21 protein-coding genes are annotated in these 18,271 nt (G+C 49.8%); 11 read left to right on the top strand and 10 right to left on the bottom strand.

The window, feature by feature from the left end; genetic code table 11:
• Positions 1–975, top strand: a complete 975-nt coding sequence (locus QT397_22075; GenBank protein WNZ55509.1) for a S41 family peptidase — start codon at positions 1–3, stop codon at positions 973–975.
• 28 nt (positions 976–1,003) lie between these two features.
• Here QT397_22075 and QT397_22080 read toward each other — a convergent pair whose 3' ends face one another.
• Positions 1,004–1,603, bottom strand: a complete 600-nt coding sequence (locus QT397_22080; protein WNZ55510.1) for a pyridoxamine 5'-phosphate oxidase family protein — start codon at positions 1,601–1,603, stop codon at positions 1,004–1,006.
• A gap of 103 nt (positions 1,604–1,706) precedes the next feature.
• Here QT397_22080 and QT397_22085 point away from each other — a divergent pair, with 103 nt between their 5' ends.
• From QT397_22085 to QT397_22100, 4 genes are all read left to right on the top strand, one after another.
• On the top strand, positions 1,707–2,798 hold the full coding sequence (locus QT397_22085; protein WNZ55511.1) for a PLP-dependent aminotransferase family protein: 1,092 nt from the start codon (positions 1,707–1,709) through the stop codon (positions 2,796–2,798).
• A gap of 14 nt (positions 2,799–2,812) precedes the next feature.
• Positions 2,813–3,160, top strand: coding sequence for a hypothetical protein (locus QT397_22090; GenBank protein WNZ55512.1), 348 nt, complete (start codon positions 2,813–2,815; stop codon positions 3,158–3,160).
• Positions 3,161–3,420: 260 nt separating this feature from the next.
• A complete protein-coding gene (locus QT397_22095; protein ID WNZ55513.1) occupies positions 3,421–4,230 on the top strand; it encodes a right-handed parallel beta-helix repeat-containing protein in 810 nt (269 codons plus the stop codon).
• A gap of 207 nt (positions 4,231–4,437) precedes the next feature.
• Entirely contained in the window at positions 4,438–5,364 is a 927-nt protein-coding gene (locus QT397_22100) for an ADP-ribosylglycohydrolase family protein (protein ID WNZ55514.1), read from the top strand.
• 178 nt (positions 5,365–5,542) lie between these two features.
• Here QT397_22100 and QT397_22105 read toward each other — a convergent pair whose 3' ends face one another.
• The 6 genes from QT397_22105 to QT397_22130 form a co-directional block, all read right to left on the bottom strand.
• Positions 5,543–6,586 carry an alpha/beta fold hydrolase gene (locus tag QT397_22105; GenBank protein WNZ55515.1) on the bottom strand — a complete coding sequence of 348 codons (1,044 nt, stop codon included), beginning with the start codon at positions 6,584–6,586 and terminating at the stop codon, positions 5,543–5,545.
• Positions 6,587–6,611: 25 nt separating this feature from the next.
• Entirely contained in the window at positions 6,612–7,205 is a 594-nt protein-coding gene (gene msrA / locus QT397_22110; GenBank protein ID WNZ55516.1) for a peptide-methionine (S)-S-oxide reductase MsrA, read from the bottom strand.
• A gap of 62 nt (positions 7,206–7,267) precedes the next feature.
• Positions 7,268–8,452 (bottom strand): iron-containing alcohol dehydrogenase, encoded by a 1,185-nt coding sequence (locus QT397_22115; GenBank protein WNZ55517.1) that lies wholly within the window; start codon positions 8,450–8,452, stop codon positions 7,268–7,270.
• A 105-nt stretch (positions 8,453–8,557) separates the two neighbouring features.
• Positions 8,558–9,964, bottom strand: a complete 1,407-nt coding sequence (locus QT397_22120; protein ID WNZ55518.1) for an aldehyde dehydrogenase family protein — start codon at positions 9,962–9,964, stop codon at positions 8,558–8,560.
• Positions 9,965–9,982: 18 nt separating this feature from the next.
• Positions 9,983–10,366: a hypothetical protein gene (locus QT397_22125; GenBank protein WNZ55519.1), complete on the bottom strand. Its 384-nt coding sequence runs from the start codon at positions 10,364–10,366 to the stop codon at positions 9,983–9,985.
• Positions 10,267–11,355: a glutamine synthetase gene (locus QT397_22130; protein ID WNZ55520.1), complete on the bottom strand. Its 1,089-nt coding sequence runs from the start codon at positions 11,353–11,355 to the stop codon at positions 10,267–10,269. Before QT397_22130 ends, QT397_22125 begins: the two co-directional genes overlap by 100 nt.
• Before the next feature lie 162 nt (positions 11,356–11,517).
• Between QT397_22130 and ppa the strand changes: the two genes are divergently transcribed.
• Positions 11,518–12,054 carry an inorganic diphosphatase gene (gene ppa / locus QT397_22135; protein WNZ55521.1) on the top strand — a complete coding sequence of 179 codons (537 nt, stop codon included), beginning with the start codon at positions 11,518–11,520 and terminating at the stop codon, positions 12,052–12,054.
• A gap of 83 nt (positions 12,055–12,137) precedes the next feature.
• Here the strand turns inward: ppa and QT397_22140 are convergent, their stop codons facing one another.
• The 3 genes from QT397_22140 to QT397_22150 form a co-directional block, all read right to left on the bottom strand.
• Positions 12,138–12,614 carry a hypothetical protein gene (locus tag QT397_22140; protein WNZ55522.1) on the bottom strand — a complete coding sequence of 159 codons (477 nt, stop codon included), beginning with the start codon at positions 12,612–12,614 and terminating at the stop codon, positions 12,138–12,140.
• A gap of 18 nt (positions 12,615–12,632) precedes the next feature.
• The gene (gene cysE / locus QT397_22145) at positions 12,633–13,439 is read right to left on the bottom strand and encodes a serine O-acetyltransferase (protein ID WNZ55523.1); all 807 of its coding nucleotides are present in this window, start codon (positions 13,437–13,439) and stop codon (positions 12,633–12,635) included.
• Between the two features lie 155 nt (positions 13,440–13,594).
• On the bottom strand, positions 13,595–14,314 hold the full coding sequence (locus QT397_22150) for a M15 family metallopeptidase (GenBank protein WNZ55524.1): 720 nt from the start codon (positions 14,312–14,314) through the stop codon (positions 13,595–13,597).
• Positions 14,315–14,560: 246 nt separating this feature from the next.
• Here QT397_22150 and QT397_22155 point away from each other — a divergent pair, with 246 nt between their 5' ends.
• The 5 genes from QT397_22155 to QT397_22175 all read left to right on the top strand — a co-directional run bounded on the left by QT397_22155 (position 14,561) and on the right by QT397_22175 (position 18,251).
• Complete coding sequence (locus tag QT397_22155) at positions 14,561–14,845, top strand: TfoX/Sxy family protein (protein WNZ58581.1); 285 nt, start codon at positions 14,561–14,563, stop codon at positions 14,843–14,845.
• A 174-nt stretch (positions 14,846–15,019) separates the two neighbouring features.
• Positions 15,020–15,904 carry a protease HtpX gene (gene htpX, locus QT397_22160; protein WNZ55525.1) on the top strand — a complete coding sequence of 295 codons (885 nt, stop codon included), beginning with the start codon at positions 15,020–15,022 and terminating at the stop codon, positions 15,902–15,904.
• 108 nt (positions 15,905–16,012) lie between these two features.
• Entirely contained in the window at positions 16,013–16,372 is a 360-nt protein-coding gene (locus QT397_22165; GenBank protein WNZ55526.1) for a hypothetical protein, read from the top strand.
• 7 nt (positions 16,373–16,379) lie between these two features.
• Positions 16,380–16,910, top strand: coding sequence for a hypothetical protein (locus QT397_22170; GenBank protein ID WNZ55527.1), 531 nt, complete (start codon positions 16,380–16,382; stop codon positions 16,908–16,910).
• Between the two features lie 285 nt (positions 16,911–17,195).
• The gene (locus QT397_22175) at positions 17,196–18,251 is read left to right on the top strand and encodes a trypsin-like peptidase domain-containing protein (GenBank protein WNZ55528.1); all 1,056 of its coding nucleotides are present in this window, start codon (positions 17,196–17,198) and stop codon (positions 18,249–18,251) included.
• The last annotated feature ends 20 nt before the right edge of the window (positions 18,252–18,271 follow it).

Raw genomic sequence — 18,271 nt, forward strand, 5'->3', positions numbered from 1 at the left:
ATGAAACGCCAACTCAAGATGAGTTTAGCGGTATTAATCAGTTTTTTTTCCATGTCTCTCGCGGCAAGTTCCGGCGCAATGAGTTCCTGCCAGTTTGAGACAGGCCCGGTTATTAAAGCTGCTGCAGTAGCTATTCAGAAGCACTATATATTGGAGGAAAAAGGACAGGCGCTATCCGCTCAACTCAATAGACTGGCAGAATCCAAACACTTTAATCATCTTTGTAGTGACTACCAACAATTCGCCAGCGCACTTACCAAAGAAATTCGCACCCTTTCCGGTGATAAGCATTTCTATATAGAGCATATAGATAACCAAAAAGAAGCCCACAATTGGATTGAACAGTGGCAGGCTGAAGCGCCCATCAATAACTACGGCGTTAAGAAAATTGAGATTCTTCCCGGTAACATTGGCTACCTTTCCCTCTCTTCTTTCCACACCTATAAAAATGCCCGCCAAACCCTCGCTGCGGCTTTCACCCTGCTTCGCCACAGCGAGGGCCTAATACTCGATTTACGCAGTAATGGCGGCGGAGACGAAGAAACCGCCAATGCTGTTCTGCAGTCATTTATTGATCCCCATTCTCCCTTTCCCTTTGTTATTGAAAGCCGCAAGGGGAGAGAAATACCGAAACGTATTTCACCTCAACCCTGGCCCAGCTATGGGAGTGACAGACCAATGGTCATTCTGATTGATGGGAGATCCTTCTCTGCATCTGAGAGTACCGCCTTCGCACTACAACAGCTGGGCCGAGCCACGATTGTCGGTAATGCCAGCGCCGGTGGGGCACATATGATGGAGTCACCCCAAACCCTCCCCTATGGCTTTGAAATCGGTATCCCAGATAAACGCCCGGTTTCTACGATTGCCGGCAGCCGCCCCAACTGGGAAGGACAGGGTGTGATCCCCGATATCGAAGCCAGTGAACAGGAGGTCATTCAAATCGCATTAAAAGTGATGACAGAGGCCCTATAAGTGTTCCTTTACGCTGCTACATCAAGCATTAACGAAACGGACACACAGGCTTGACCCCACTCCATACAGGCAGAGCCAAGTCCTCTTTATTATCTGATGGTGCGCCAGTTCGGCTTTTGAAAGCCCCTTCCTCGATGGTCAGGCGCATCAAAGCTGTTCCCTTCCGCTCCTGTAGGCTGGGGAGACGCACCTGATCCCAGCGCCCCGGCTCTATATCGTCAATAATCGCTTTAAAAACTGCATCAAATTCCCGCTGCTCTTTGACTCTCTCACCTCGGCAAAACAATACCGCAGAGCGATAATTAGCACTGTGATGATAAGCTGACTTGGCCAGTACCCACTCATCGCAGCGGGCAAATGAAATACAGACCTGTTCTCCAGCCTCCAACAGTTTTTGTAGCCGGCTCTTGTTAGCCAGGTGAAAATACAAAAACTCCCCCAGGCGCCAAATGGTTAAGGGAATAATGATGACTTCACCGTCTTCAATAAAACCGACATGGCCCAGTTTTAGCTCGTCGACAAGCTTATAAACATCCTCTCGCCGATAACTGGCACGTTTCGGGGCACGACGTACACGACTCTTCGCTGAGGTTGGCAATTCATCAGAGATTGGCGAATGCAAATTCATAAAACCTCCTTTAATTCACTCTGGTATGAAATATATATCGCCAATGTAGGATCTTGCTGGTACGCTGATAAGCGCCAGTATTAACTATTTTATGGTGCCAGTTTTGAGTAGCGCCGAGCTTACAGACCTAACTCTCAAATCAGGCCAGCCGCTACAGGAACAATTGTATCGGCAATTAGTAGATTGGATCTGCAACGGCCGGCTGGTTGCTGGTACCAAGCTCCCCTCCTCGCGCCGGTTGGCAGAATCCCTCTCTATCAGCCGCAATACAGTGACATTAGTTCTGGACCAGCTGAAAGCGGAGGGCTTCCTTACCAGCCATCCAGGGAAAGGCGTATTTGTATCTCCCGAATTACCGGCCTACACAAAGAAAACACACAGGCAAGGTTGGCAAGCACAGAGGAATAGGTACCTGCCATCACTTTCTCACTATGGTGATTTTGCACAGACATTATCTTGGGGTGAGAAAAGTGAAGATCAATCTCTCCCCTTCACCCCCGGCCTACCGGATCTAAGCGCATTTCCATTCACTATTTGGAACAAATTATACCGCCGCCACCAATCCAGGTTAGCTCTCACAGGTTACGGGCAAAGCCAAGGTTATTTACCTTTGCGTATGGCACTTACTGAATACTTGCGCAACTCCCGGGGAGTTCGCTGTAACGCTGAACAAATTATTATTACCAATGGAGCTCAGGAGGCCCTGAATCTATGTGCACTAGTCGCGATTAACCAGGGAGACAAGGTTTATATAGAAAATCCGGGATATCGCCGTGCTCGAGCAGCTTTCCAATCTGTTGGAGCAAAGCTCGTACCAGCGAACCTGAAAGATAAGCACTTGGATGTTGATAAGCTGGTCAATAGTGCAACCCAAGCCAAGTTACTTTTTACCACTCCAACACATCAGTACCCGATGGGTGGTGTTATGCCTGCTGGTGAACGAATCAAATTATTGGATTGGGCGACAGAGGCAAGCTGCTGGATAATTGAAGATGATTACGACAGTGAATTTTCATTCCAACATAAACCCGTCGCGGCGCTCCAGGGGATGGGAGAAAATACACCTGTACTCTACATGAGGAGCTTTAGTAAGACCTTACTACCCAGCCTACGATTGGGCTATTTAGTGGTGCCTAGTTCCACAGTAGAGGCATTTACCCAAGCCAAAGAAATGTTATCTGGCCACTCCCCTTAGCCATACAAGCTGTCGTGGCAGACTTTCTCGATGAGGGGCATTTTGTGCGACATCTTCGCAAAATGCGTGCTAACTACATGAAGAAATGGGAACATTTCTGTCAGCTTATTCGAGAAGAAATACCACCTCCAGCCGGACTAATTGCCAGTAGCGCCGGTATGCACTTGGTAATATCTACACCGGGACACGACGACATCACCCTTTCAAAAAAAATACGCGAATACGGATTTGGCAGCACACCACTATCGCTCTTCTATTCCAATAAAACTGAAGATCCAGGATTGGTACTCGGGTTTGCCAACACAACTTTCGAACAGAGAGCAGGTTGCGCAAAGATTCTCGCAAAAATCCTGAAAAAGTAGCCACAACACACCCAAACAAAACTTATTTTTATAATGCAGGTTTCTTCATTTTTCGCATCAGCATTAAGCACCTCCACCTAAAATAAAAAAGTAAATATTTTAATAGAATAAAAACAATCTATTATCACCAAAATATCAAATAAAACCCAATAAATTAGGAAAAATTTCCTATGGCTCTTTCTCAAACCTAGGTCACAATCTCCATGGCTTTGGGTGTTCACTCTCTTTTTTAATTACTCAGATAATTAGGGAAATTTGATATGAAAAATAGAAATATGAATTCTATAAAAGCATCTTTGCTCGCTGTATCCGGTATTGCCGCACTATCGCTCTCCGCCGTCGCTTCAGCGGTCAGCTGTGGAGATACCATTACAACCGCAGAATCACTTACCGGCGATATTCTTGGCTGCGCAAGCCATCCTGCACTCGTGATAGATGCTGGCGGATCACTCGATATGGCGGGTTACCACCTCAGTTGCGATGGCAGCGGAATCGGCATTCAATTGAAAGACAGTGATAGAGTCCTTGAGGATACTGTTGGTGGAAGCACTATCACAAACTGTAACAATGGCGTATCTGCCGAAGGCGATGGCAGCCATCAAATCTTTGATATCACTGCTTCATCAAACTCTATTGCAGGAATCGCACTTTGGAGTTCAGGTAATACCGTGGAAGCCTCCGATGCTAGCGGCAATGGGGGTATGGGCATACGCGTTATGGGTGACGGTAATCGTGTGAGATACTCTTATGCATCAAGTAACGGTCTCCAAGGAATAAAAATCGTTGGTGACAATACTCTCATCAGATTCAATGAAACGATTCTCAATATGTCGAGTGGGATTGTAATTGATAGTGGAGATGGCGGCATTGTTGCCAATAATCTATCAGATAATAACGGCGTTAACGGCATTATGATGTTGGGACTGGGTCAAGTTGGATATCTAATTATAGGCAATAAAGCAGAAAATAATACCGGTGCAGATCTTGCTGACCACAACCACCCTGCTTGCACTGGCAATGTATGGATTAGAAACACTTTTGGCAGTGCTAACGATGCCTGTATTAATTAAATGATATAGCGACTTTAGTGGCGAGCCGATTAGTTTTAAATATCGGCTCGCTCTCACCTAAAACAAAACCCTTCCACTCGCGAGCCATTAACTACCAACAGATGTTTTTCTAGAATAAAATTATTACTTATAACAGCAATTAATAGTGGTCCTTATAGCTAGTAGCGACTTCCCCTGAGAATAAGGTATAGAAATTAAAAAATGATAATGCTCAGTAAATACAGAGGTTGCTTTAAAGGAATAGCCATCGGCGATTCATTTGGCGCCCCATACGAGGGTGGTGTTCTAGAAAGACAACTCTGGAAAATTATTGGGAAAACCGAACAGGGCAAAAAGCGCTACACCGATGACACGCAAATGTCTATTGATATTGCGACCTCCTTTCTTGAACATAATTACCTTGATCAAGACCACATAGCCAAAAAATTTTCCCAAAGTTATCGCTGGAGCAGAGGGTATGGTCCCAGTGCAGCGAAACTACTCAAAGGCGTCAGGGATGGTAAACGCTGGCAAGATTTAAACCGAAAAAAATTTAAGCACGGTTCTATCGGCAATGGGGCCGCCATGAGGGCACCTATTATTGCCCTCTGCCATCCCCAAAATGACTACCGCCTCAAGCAATATGTACAATCAGTGTCTGAAATCACCCACGCCCATCCAGTTGCTGTCGAGGGAGCATACTTGATCGCTATCGCCATCTGTGAATCCCTGCAAGATCGCTCAAACAGAGAGATTTTGAACAAACTGGAAGTAAGCTGTAAGTCCGAAATATATCGCTGCAAACTGGAAAAGTGTGCGACTCTACTGTTTAACCAGAAGATCCCACATCCGCAGCAAATCAAGCAATGGCTGGGTAATGGCATTACCGCGCCAGAGTCCTGTATCACCGCCATTTACTTTGGACTTAAGTATCGAAACTCTCCTTTAACGTCTGTATTAGCTAATATTTTTTCTCTAGGTGGTGACACAGATACCTTGGGTGCCATGGCTGCTAGCATCTGGGGGGCATTAAATGGAGAAGACCGAATGGAAAGTATGGCCGACAAGGTCGAAAACATCGATTTTATTACCGAGCTTTCTGAGAAACTCTATTTCACCCAATATCAGCATGAACAAGCCTTACAACCCGCATAGCCTACTAAAAAGGGAGAAGGGAAGAATACACCGTGCTTGGACCCTATGGTGATTCTTTTCTTCCACCCCAGTAGTAAGCCTTAAACAAGTAGAGCGGATCGTAAAATAACCAAAATGTTAATTTAAAAATCTCTGACAACTTAACCAGAGCACCATGAGGCTATTAAGAAGTGCTTTATTAGGACTGGATACTTCTCACCCTGGCCAAAAGCTTTTCGATACTTTTAACAGTAGTGCGCGCCCCAATAGCGCCAACAAAGAAGAAATGGTTACCTGTAACGGTCTGTGAAAAATAAGCGGAAGACGAGCGGATAATAAGCTGTACTAGCTCCCACCTTTCCCTTGGAATCTGCTCTGGAGATGCACCTCCTAAAAGTTTACTGGCAAGAACTCGATTGCGAATAAATGCCCAATCATCAATATTGCACAGCACGTTTTCCAAATCCCCCATTGAATCACTCTGAATAACAACGGGAATTGGATAGTCCAAGAAATCAAAGGTGTTTGCCGTTTTCAATGCCCTGGAAAGATCTTCCTTAAACCCTTGTCCATCATACATTAATCCAGTGCCAATAAGCGCGATGGGAATTGCTCCAAGGAACGCCTCCCGATAGATATCTTTGGGGATAATTGTGTGTTGGTTTAAGGCATTCTGCTCATCAAGCGCGGCCAAAAAGGCAGGATATATGCCCTTTCGACTGGCCATTCCATCAACTGTCATTTCGATGGCCTTGGCATTAGCCTCAGGAAGAAAACCCGGCAACGCGGGTTCTGCGGCCATAGCCACAAAGCATTCAATCGAAAAATTCAAGGTTTTCGCCGCCCTCGCTAGAGCCCCAGCGATTTTCCCTCCCATACTCCAGCCGCACACCACTACCGAATTTGGAAGGTTATATTCAGACAAAATCTTGGCAATAATTTCTGCAGCCTGATCTCCCCAATCTTGAATTGTAAACTCCGGGTGAGTACTGCAAAAAACCGCATTTTCCATAGGGTAAGAAATAGCAAGGAAGGGAAAACCCGCTCGATTGACCCAGTGACTTATAAAATCATCTGAGCGGCCACCGGGATAGCCGTAGAAAATACGCGCTAGATGTGCTGTGCCTGGAATAAATACCATTAGCGGATTGGTACTAACCGCCGAAATATAACGGTAAAGCACTGGAAAATCATTGATTGTTTCCAGGACTTCCCCGTCAAACAAAGTGGGACTCGGTGCCATATTCACCCTGCGGAGAGGCAATCCGTTAACTTGGCGCTTTCCCCCAGACCTCCTCTAAGCGCTTATCACGCCCACAGCGGTAGCGATAGTACTTGTAACGCAGGGGATTACGTTGGTAATAGTCCTGATGGTAGGCCTCTGCGGGATAAATGGTTGCAGCGGGTTTTATTTGTGTCACCACCTTTTTACCCAACTCCGCTTCTACCTTTTTCTTGCTCTCCTCTGCTAACACCTTTTCTTCTTGATTGCCGTAAAAAATCTCGGCTCGGTACTGGTCACCGCGATCGCAAAATTGACCACCGGAATCAAAAGGGTCAACGTTGTGCCAAAAAATATTCAGTAAGTCGGAATAGCTGACTTTATTCGCATCGTACTTTACCTGAACAACTTCCGCATGCCCCGTACCACCGGAAGATACCTGTTCATAGGTGGGGTTTTTGACATGGCCACCGCTGTATCCTGAGGTGGTTTCCAGGACGCCATCGACCTTGTCGAATGGCGGCTCCATGCACCAGAAACACCCTCCTGCAAAAATAGCCGTGCGAATATTCGATGAATCCTGAGCCAGGGAAATACTGGCCAATGAGAGGAACAAGAGAGCAATAATACTGCGCATCATTCAGTCCTTTACCGATTGTCGATGGAACACATTCTCTTCTGTCGTCTATTCGCAGGAATTTATTACAGGGAGACGGTACCTTCACAGGCGCGCAAGAAAATATCCCGATACTCTATCCCGTTAAAACGCATCGGGTTAGTACTAGCGGAAGGTTCCACCGATGCCATTTTCCCAACTCTGTCGGCATCAGTGTCATCAATTCCAATCTCCGACAGGCTGTGGGGAATCCCCAGCTGCTTGCGCAATCCGAGCAACCAGTTGAGTACCGCATCAAACCCACTGTCAAACATTTCATTACCGGCCAGTTGTAGATAAAGTGCCAGATGCCCCATGGGCACCTGGATGGCTGGACGGTTGGCGATCAGAACGTAGGGCATCAATATCGCATTTAACAAACCGTGGTGCTTGTCGTACAGGGCTCCCAGTGGATGTGCCAGGGCGTGGATAGCGCCTAAGCCCCGCTGGAAAGCTGTAGCCCCCATACAGGACGCTACCAACATTTGCTGGCGCGCCTCGAGTTCTGCGCCTATAGCATAAGCTCGAGGCAAATACTCCTTGATCAGGCGCATCCCCTCCAGGGCAATTCCCTCGGCCATAGGATGGTATTGAGGGGAGTAAAAAGATTCCAGATTGTGTGACAGCGCATCCATTCCCGTCGCTGCGGTGAGGTCTGGCGGCAACCCCATAGTCAATTGAGCATCGAGAATAACGATATCCGGCATCATGCGCGGATGGAAAATCAGCCTCTTAACCTGTGCTTTCTCATCGGTAATTACCGCAACCCGGCCAACTTCAGAACCTGTGCCAGCCGTCGTGGGAATGGCAATCAACGGTAAAATACCCTCTGGGTCCACACGCCTGTAGTTATCGCCTATATCCTCAAAATCCCAAATACTGTGCTGCTGTCCCGCCATAAGGGCAATGGCTTTGCCCGCATCCAGGGCCGAGCCCCCGCCCAAGGCAATGACCCCATCGCACTTCTGCTCACGCAGCCTGGCCACCCCATCGGCGATATTTATCTCATTGGGATTACCTTTGATTTTGGAAAAAACGCTAACTTCCAGACCCACCTGTTGGCATGGGTTAATCGCACTATCGACCAGTGGCAATGCGGCGACTGTAGGATCAGTAACTAATAGAGGCTTGTGAATATTCAGCTCCAGGCAAGCTTCAGCCAATTCAGTAATGCGACCGGGGCCAACCCAAACGGTCGTGGGATAATTCCAATTGACATGGTATTTATCCACAATTTCCTCTCTGACGTTCTGTCACTTTTGCATATTCAAAATAGGCTGTGACCTTTCGGAAAACAGACAGACAATTTCACTTTCTGCATCCGGCAACCGTTCCCGCTAACCATCATGTTTAAAATGAAATGACTTGGGGCGGGTTAAATTCTCAAATCCAATTTTAGAAAGCGTACATCCACGACCAGATTGCTTAACACCCGTCCAGGCCAATTCCGGATCCAGGTAATCACAACGATTTAAAAAAACAGTGCCGGCCTCTAAATACCCTCCCATCTCCATTGCTACATCTTCATCGCGGGTAAAAATAGCCGCAGTAAGACCAAATGGGCTGTTATTCATAAATTCTAGAGCTTCGCCATCATCGTGCACTTTCTGCACCCCCAGCACCGGCCCAAAAGTCTCCTCGCGCATCACTCGCATATGGTGTCGCACCCGGGTTAACAGTTGCGGTGCCATATATTGGGTGCCCCGCTTGTCCATTGGGAATTCACTCACATCCAAGTGGACCTTCGCGCCCTCCGCTATCGCTTCATCCACCTGCGCGCGAACCCGATCGGCAGCTTCCGCACGCACCAAAGGCCCCAAAGTGGTCTCCACTTGATCCGGGCGCCCCAGTCGATAGTCACGCAGTAAGTCGACCGTTTGGGAAATAAACTCAGAAAAAATATCTTCATGCACATAGGCCCGCTCAATACCGCAACAGGACTGCCCGGAATTAAAATAGGCGCCGTCGACTACCGCTGCCACAGCTTGGCTAATATCGGCGTCGGCGCGAACATAGGCTGGATCTTTTTCCCCCAGTTCAAGTCCCACTTGAATAAATCGACCGGCAACTGTGCGTTCTAGATTCGCGCCAGCGCCAACCGAGCCGGTGAAGGCAACATGCTGGATTTCCCCTGCACAGGCTAATCGCTGGGTATAAGCATGATTTAAATGAAGAAACTGAAAAACACCGTAGGGCAGTCCCGCCTCGCGAAAAATCTCCACCATTCGCTCAGCACAAAGCGGTGTCTGTGCCGAGTGTTTTAAAATAACTGCATTGCCCGATAGCAGTGCCGGTACCACTGCATTAACCGCCGTCAGGTAAGGGTAATTCCACGGGGCAATTACCAGGGAGACCCCTAAGGGCTCGCGGCGGATAAACCGGGTAAAACCCGGCTTCTCAGGTAACTGAATGTCAGCAAGGGCTTCAGTAGCAAGCTGTGCCATGGTCTGCGCACGATCCATAAACCCGCTAATTTCCCCTCCTGCATAACGGATTGGACGCCCCATCATCCAACACAGCTCCCGCCCCAAACGCTCTTTTTTAACGGCAAATATTTCCACAGCCCGCTCGACAATGGCGATGCGCTCATTGAGGGGAGTTCTCCTCCATGCTTTTTGTGCTTTACTGGCCCGATCCAGCACTACACGGATTTCCACCTCTCCCGCCAGAGCGCGCTCTACATAAACACTGTTATCAATAGGGGAAATACACTGAAGATGGTGCATGATTTTTGTAGTCTTCATCGGCGTCGATACTCCCAATTAAATAATTTCGAAGTACCGCTCCAACTCCCAGTCACTCACATGGCGGCGATATTCCCGCTCCTCCCACTCGCGACTGGCAGAAAAGTGTTCAACAAAGTCGCTGCCAAATAATTCCTGTGCCGCTTCTGACGCCTTAAATTGCTGCGTGGATTCCCACAGTGTGCCCGGCAGCACTTGTTCGTTTTCCAACTCCAGCGAGTAAGCATTACCGGCGACAGGCTCACTGGGCTGCCATTGCTGCATAACACCGTAAAGACCCGAGCCCAAAGCTGCTGCCAATGCTAAATAGGGGTTGGCATCGGCGGCCCCCAAGCGGTATTCGACGCGCTGGGAAGTATCGCCGCCGGGGATAGCACGCAGTGCCGTTGTGCGGTTTTCCACCCCCAATTGGCTCCCGTCGGCGCCCAAAAACCTGGTACCAGGCGGCGATAACTGTTAACGGTCGGTGCCATCAGGGCAAGGAATTGCGGCATCAGCCTTTGCTGCCCAGCTATGAACTGACGCATTATCTGGCTGATACCATCTGGCTGGCTCGAATCGAGAAAGGCGGAATCACCGCTGCCACTATTGCGCAGTGACAAATGAATATGCCCGCTTTGCCCCGGGTACTCACTGGACCAGCGGGACATAAAAGTAGCCATCAAACCCATCCGCTGTGCCAGCACTTTTATAAAGGTTTTAAACAGGGCAGCTTTGTCTCCAGCAGCCTCAGCACCATCCACTGCAATAGCCGCCTCTAAAACTCCCGGGCCTGTTTCCGTGTGTAAGCCCTCCAAGGGGAAATCCATGCGCTCGCTCAGCTCCAGGATTTCCCGATACAGCTCTCCGTGTACGGAATTTCGCAGTATGGAATAGCCAAACACATCGGGGGTAAAAGGCTTTAAATTACGGAAACCCTTGTTCCGCACTGAATCGGGCGTTTCGTCAAACAGGAAAAATTCGTATTCCAGGGCGGCACAGGGATCAAATCCCAATGAGCGACAGCGTTCAATCACCCTGCGCAGAACTGCGCGGGGGCACAGCGCCTGGGCTCGACCATCAAACTCCGCGAGAAACAACAACATATCGCCTTCAAAAGGCACATCACGGCAGCTATCGGGGAGTATACGTACCGGGGCGTCTGGATATCCGGTATGCCAACCGGTATAACGAGTGTTGTCGTAGAGCTGATCCTTAACATCCCAGCCCAGGACCACATCACAAAACGAGAAGCCCTTTTCCAGGGATGAGAGGAATTTGGCGCGGCTCATATATTTACCACGCATTACACCATCGGTATCGAATAAACCCACTTTGACATGACTGAGGCCTCGTTCTTCGACAATTGCGCGGGCCTCCTGAGCGGTTTTTACCTCCCGTGCCTTTACCATGACTGGTCCTGCCCCGTTGTTGTTATCTCCGAGTTACAGGATAGACCCGCCAGACGAGCTTCGACGCCATAAACCCGGCGCAGGCGTGACTTTCAGCCGAGCCCCTCAGCATATATAATCCGCGCTCCAGATTTTCAGTTATCTATTCATTCAGGACCAGCAATGAGCTTCGAAAAGATCCCGGCAGGTAAAGAACTGCCCAACGATATCAACGTAATCATCGAGATCCCTGCCAACCACGACCCGATCAAATACGAAGTGGACAAGGACTCTGACGCAGTATTTGTGGATCGTTTCGTTGCCACCCCGATGTTCTACCCAGCAAACTACGGCTACGTGCCCCAGACTCTGTCTGAAGACGGTGACCCCCTGGACGTGCTGGTTGTAGCGCCTTACCCGGTAATGGTTGGTTCTGTAATCCGCTCTCGTGTTGTTGGCGTTCTGAACATGACCGACGAATCCGGTGTTGATGCCAAACTGCTGGCCGTACCGCACACCAAGCTGACCAAGTTGTACGATCACGTTGAAGAAATCAGCGACCTGCCCGAGCTGCTGATCAAGCAGATCGAGCACTACTTCGAAAACTACAAAGCCCTGGAAGCGGGCAAGTGGGTTAAAGTAGAAGGCTGGGCTGACGCCGAAGCTGCACGCAAAGAAGTTATGGCTTCCCGCGAGCGCTACCTGAAAGAAGAAGGCTAAGCCTCACTTCTTTCAGAAGACTCTGAGCAATAAAAAAACCGGCCTAGTGCCGGTTTTTTTATTGCCTGTTAGGAGAGACCCTGTCAGTTAACTTCCCAATTGGGAACAGGGACAGGAGACGGCTCCTCCCCCTTGCGCTCACTCTCATCCAGAAGCTGGCCTTCCGCTGCACGCAAACTGAGGTGCTCTACCTCAACGCTGACCGGTTCCACCGACTTGCGTTCGTGCTCCTTTACGAGGTTTCCCTCCATGGGTGCCAAGGTCCATTGTGGGCTAGCCGCAGTTTCCGCCTTGGGCTTGGTTTGCTCGGCAACAGCTGCTCCGCTGCTCTCATCCTTAATACTGACCTGTGCGCCTATTTTGGCCAGGTTTGCACGAAACTGCTGTGCCTGGGGCAGAGATAACCCTTTCTTCAGTACCAGCGGGCGCCCACTGAACAATTTCTCTATCGCCTGGGGATTACTTTTAAACAGGCGCACCATACTGGCTTTTACATCACCAGCGGTAAAACCCGCCACCAAATCACCGCGAAAAACCAAGCTGTAGGTGGATTGCGACATCAATAATATTTCCCTGAGTTACTCTTCCGAATCCAGAGTCTGGTCCATGGTATAAGCCGGGGCCCCTTCAACACGCCCTCCTACCTGGCGGGCGGGAACACCTGCGACGGTTGTATGAGCGGGCACATCGTGCAAGACCAAGCTACCGGCGGCAATTTTGACGTCCTCTCCCACCTTAACCGGACCCAGTACTTTGGCCCCGGCGCCAATCATCACTCCGGGGCCAATTTTCGGATGGCGATCGCCACTGCCGCAGCCACTGCCACCCAATGTCACCGAGTGGAGAATCGATACATTGTCCTCTACCACACAGGTCTCCCCCACCACCAATCCAGTAGCGTGGTCAATCATAATGCCGCAGCCAAATCGCGCTGCTGGGTGAATATCCACCGAAAACTGCTCTGATACCTGGCTCTGGAAATAGAGCGCCAGGGTATGGCGACCTTGATTCCACAACCAGTGCGCTATCCGGTGGGATTGCAGGGCGTGAAAACCCTTAAAGTACAGGAAAGGCGTCAGGTACTGGTCACATGCCGGGTCACGGTCATACCAAGCGCAAATATCCTCGCCCATACAGCGGGAAATACTCGGGTCATTGGCCAGAGCCAGGGCAATCACTTCCTGAAGCGCGGTTGCCGTGAGGGCATTGTGCTCAAGCACCGAAGCCAGGTGATCAGCTATAGCATCATCCAAGGACTTGTGGCGCAAAATGGTATTGTGGAAATAACTTGCCAGGATAGGCTCACCGGCAGCTGCCTCTGAGGCTTCAGCCCGCATCGCCTGCCAGATATCCCGCTGGCCTTGAACGGCCGCTTCCTCACCCATAATTCATCTCCCTTATATTCCCCAGGGCACTCACTGCGGCGCAGCTTGGCAGGATCACTAGCCCCTTTCAAGAGGAAGCCTCCATCGCAAAGTAGCTTTCTTGCCACCCCCAATGAGGTGGTAATGAACTGTAACCAACCTATCTCAACAGGCCGCTATAGTTGCCCATTAAATGGGGGATAGCAGTGATCCGGAACCCAGATATAGCGCGTATAAATGTCCTGAAGGTGCTCGCAAACCGCAGTGCCCAGGGATAGTTCTGACTCTTGCAGCAGCTCGGACAGGCGTTCCACGCTGAGAAGTTCCTGAAGCTCTCGGGCCCTGGGGGCATAGCTCAGGTGCCAGCGTTCCGGTGCGACTCCGCCGCGATCCTCTGCATAGGGTCGGAACAGCCCATAACTATTACCCGTGCTGATTTGGTTATCCAGCCAACGGTGGAAGGCGCCAAAAGCTCCGTCGTCCGCCACCTCCTGGGGGGTAAGCTGGACTGCATAGTCAGCGGGGACCGCCGCCGCATCAATAATATCGAAATCGGTACCCCAGTGGTGACGGGATGCTCCCGGCAATGCGGACCAGCGCAGAATGGCGAAGATCAGCTCCCGCTCGCTTAACTGTTCAATATCCAGGGGAGTACCGTGACTATCGAGAACCGGGCGGTGACCCTGCGCTTTGGCATTCCAAATCAACAGTTGTCGATCAAAGGCGCGAAAACCGGAAACGATTTTAGGGGCAAACCCCTCTTCACGGGCATCCCGACTCAAGCGCTGGAAGGCGATCAGTGCTTCGGGATGTAAAAGCTGGTCAGAAGCTGGGTCGACAATGACATGCTCATCGCCGAGTCCAAATAACATACGCTTCAGCGGTGTCGATAACATTTGCATCTCATTATTAGGCGAACTCCAAAGGGCAGGCTAAATTATTCAACAGGCTATGCCTACTTTAACAGAGCGCAGACAGTCGCCCTTAACTATGGCACCAAAGCAGGGGCACCAAAAGCAGGCGCGCCGCACAATAATCTGGCGGTAATGTTTGTTAGCCACCTGTTAATTTATGTTAAGTTCAAAGCCGCAGTCGAGGGGTTGGCTGCGACAACGGACGCTCAAACTGGTAGGGAAAACCGAATGCACCCGAGTCAATCAGAACTATTAAAACTAAAAAACCTGGGCCTGGCCTCGGTCAATATTCTCCACTCTATTGGCATTCGTTCCCACGATGATCTGCGCAGGGTTGGGCCTGTCGAGGCCTTTATCAGCATTCGCAATCGGGGGATTAACGCCTCCAAAGTAATGCTCTACGCTCTTCAGGGCGCGCTGATGGACGTGCACTGGAACGACCTGGAGCCGGAGCTGAAACAACACCTTACCAGCGAGGTCGACCGCCTCCTTGCCACCCAAAACTCTGACTAGCAATTCCCCTCAAACACCCCGGAAAGAGTCGCAGACACACGCACTCGACGGACTCGGCACAGCAAGCCAAGCTGTGCCGATCTACAGTAAGGCAAGTTGCGCCAACCCTATCTAAACTTACCGGTGGAGCCGCGGAATAATTCCGTAAAGACACTCACTCAAAGGAGAGATCCGATGTTGCGCATTGGGCTATTCCTGCTGACCAACCTTGCTGTCCTTGTATTGGTTGGCATTATTTTCAATATTTTTGGAATTGGGGGAATTCTTCAGGCAAACGGTGTCGATCTCAACCTCGGCGCCTTGTTGCTGATGTGCGCAATTTTTGGTTTTGGCGGGTCTTTTATTTCCCTGCTCTTATCGAAAACCATCGCACGGGTCAGTACCCGCACACAAATTATCGAGCAGCCCCGCAGTGCCGATGAACAGTGGTTGGTAGAAACCGTACGGGAACTCTCCCGCAAAGCGGGCATCGGTATGCCAGATGTGGGGATATTCCCAATGCCCCAGGCGAATGCCTTCGCCACCGGTTGGAATCGCAACAGCGCCCTGATCTCTGTCAGTGCCGGTCTGCTGCAGCGCTTTAGCCGAGAGGAAGCCCGCGCCGTAATTGGCCATGAAATTGGTCACGTGGCCAATGGCGATATGGTGACGCTGGCACTGATCCAGGGCGTGGTAAATACCTTTGTGATGTTCCTCGCCCGCTTGGTTGGATTCTTCGTAGACCGGGTTATCTTGCGCAACGAAGAGGGATTGGGCATCGGCTATTTTGTCACATCCATTGTTATGGATATCATATTCGGCTTCTTCGCCATGATGATTGTCGCCTGGTTCAGTCGCCGCCGTGAATATCGGGCCGACCATGCCGGCGCCACACTGGCCAGCCCCCAATCCATGATTGCCGCGCTGCAACGGCTCAAGGTGGAGTCCGATCGCGGCCACGAGGAACCCCTACCCGGCAATATGAAAGCCTTCGGTATATTCGGTAGCATGGGAGCGCTTATGGCCACGCACCCACCACTGGATGATCGTATTCTCGCCCTGCAAAACTTCCGTAATTAGTGCCTAACTGGATAGATAAGTGATCAGAGCTGTAGTTTCAATTTCTCACAGAGCTGCCACTAAAACGTAATTATTTTCTATGTGGACAGATGCAAAGTAAAAGCATTTATGCAAAGAAGTGTCCTGAAGTACATCCCACTACTCGTCGCAATATTTTTAATTGGGTGTTCTCCTTCATGGAGTGACGGCCCTTACGAGATTTATTGGATAGATGGCGAAAAAGCCCTTGGTTTTAATTTGGGTGACGATGCCTACATCCGCCGTATCGATAAGCCACATCATATCAGTGCAAACGAGATGTTCGTCTCAGTCTACGCTTGCCCTGAGGGTGCCTGCGTTTACTATTACATAGATCGACTTAAAGACCACAAATTTGCAGATTCTTCCAAGTTTGTTTTTGGCCCCTACACAGAAAAAACCTTTGTTCAACTGGAACAAAAGCTAAAACTACCAACATTGGAGCAATAATAAAAACATGAGAAAAGCATCAAGATTTATGCCTAAATACAAGCCTAAAAGGGCAAGTAAATTTACACTATTTGCTTTTCTAACAGCAGTGTTAGCTCTCCTTATTTACCATCCAATATACCTTTTAGCTTTAGTTGGCTTAGTATTATTGGCCATAATTTGGGGCTATCTCGAACAACCCAAAATTGATAGGCATTTCCAACATCTACGTGACAACCGCAAAGGTTTATCCATTTGTGAATTTGCCCGGGAGTTTGATTGCAAAATTGTAGATACATGGATTATTAGAGCGGTGTATGAGCAACTACAAGCGACACTTCCCACCAAACAACTGGTCCCAATTCAAACATCAGATGATTTCTTTAATACCCTAAAACTGGATGAAGATGATCTCTATCTGGACTTATTTGAAGAGATCGCACAAAGAACCGGGCGAACCCTTGAGGACTATCAAAGCAATCCCTATTTTGGCAAGGTAACAACGGTCCGGAACCTGGTACTGTTTTTTAATCACCAGGCCCGTTGCGAGTCAACCTGACAGGCCGTAACAGGTTTTGTACTGTTCGACAAAACTAGCGCAGATGTCACCATTAATCCCACCGCAGAAATTTCATTGCTCCAGCAGCAGTCGGCGACGCTCAGCTAAAGTGAGTTCCGATCCATAGCCCCCAACTTTAAATCTCGCCAGCAGCCCCCAATAAACAGCCAACACCGCATAACGATTGCAAACAAGATACACTTTCAAAACAGCAACAAACAAAAAGGAAGACGACAGTTACAGACGTCTCTTCCAATCCGGTAGTTCAAAGGGAGGATTGTATTAATGACTCTACTTAAAACTCTACGCGCCAGCTTAATCTCAGTCTTTTTACTGCTTACCCCGGCAATATCTGCGCAGGCGGAAACCTTTGCCACCGACGACGAGCGCAACACCATGCAGGTGTTCAATTTTGCCAGTCCGTCAGTGGTCTATGTCACCAATGAAACCCTGGTGCGGGATCGCAGGACCCTGCGCCTCCACTCAGTGCCCAAAGGCGCCGGCAGCGGATTTATCTGGGACACTCAGGGCCATATTGTCACCAATTTTCACGTTATTGAGGGTGCGCGGCAAATCACTATTACTTTGCAGGATCGCAGCGAGTGGCCGGCCGAACTGGTGGGATCTGCGCCGGAAAAAGATCTGGCAGTTCTGAAAATTAACGCTCCCAGGGAGTTGCTAAAACCGCTGGTTGTGGGCACCTCCAGCAATCTCGCGGTAGGCCGTAAAGTACTGGCTATCGGCAACCCGTTCGGCCTGGATACCACTCTCACCACCGGGGTGGTCAGCGCCCTAGGGCGGGAAATTGAAGCCGCCAACAACCGCACCATTCGCAATGTTATCCAAACAGATGCGGCTATTAATCCAGGTAACTCCGGCGGCCCGTTGCTGGATTCCCAGGCGCGTTTAATCGGAGTCAATACCGCAATTTACAGCCCTAGTGGCGCCAGTGTCGGTATTGGCTTTGCAATTCCAGTGGATACGGTCAAAAAAATTGTGCCGGAACTGATCAATCATGGCCGCCTGGTGCGCCCGATTATTGGTATCGAATCCGCCCCGGACCAGTGGAGTAGCCGCTACGGCTTTGAGGGGGTGGCTGTATTGCGTACCGCTCCCGGGCTTCCCGCAGAGAAAGCCGGCTTGCGCGGTATCCACCGCACCCGGGGTGGAGGCTGGGAATTGGGCGATGTGATTGTAGAAATAGAACAGCAGCCGATTCGCAGCTACGACGATCTGCTCAATGCCCTGGAAAAGCACAGTGCCGGTGACGAAATCACTATCGGCATACTGCGTGACGGGACAATTCGCTACACGTCCATTAGACTCGCGGCACCCGAATAAGCAGGCGCTTGCGCCCTGAA

The organism is Microbulbifer sp. MKSA007 (assembly GCA_032615215.1).
Classification (GTDB): Bacteria; Pseudomonadota; Gammaproteobacteria; order Pseudomonadales; family Cellvibrionaceae; genus Microbulbifer.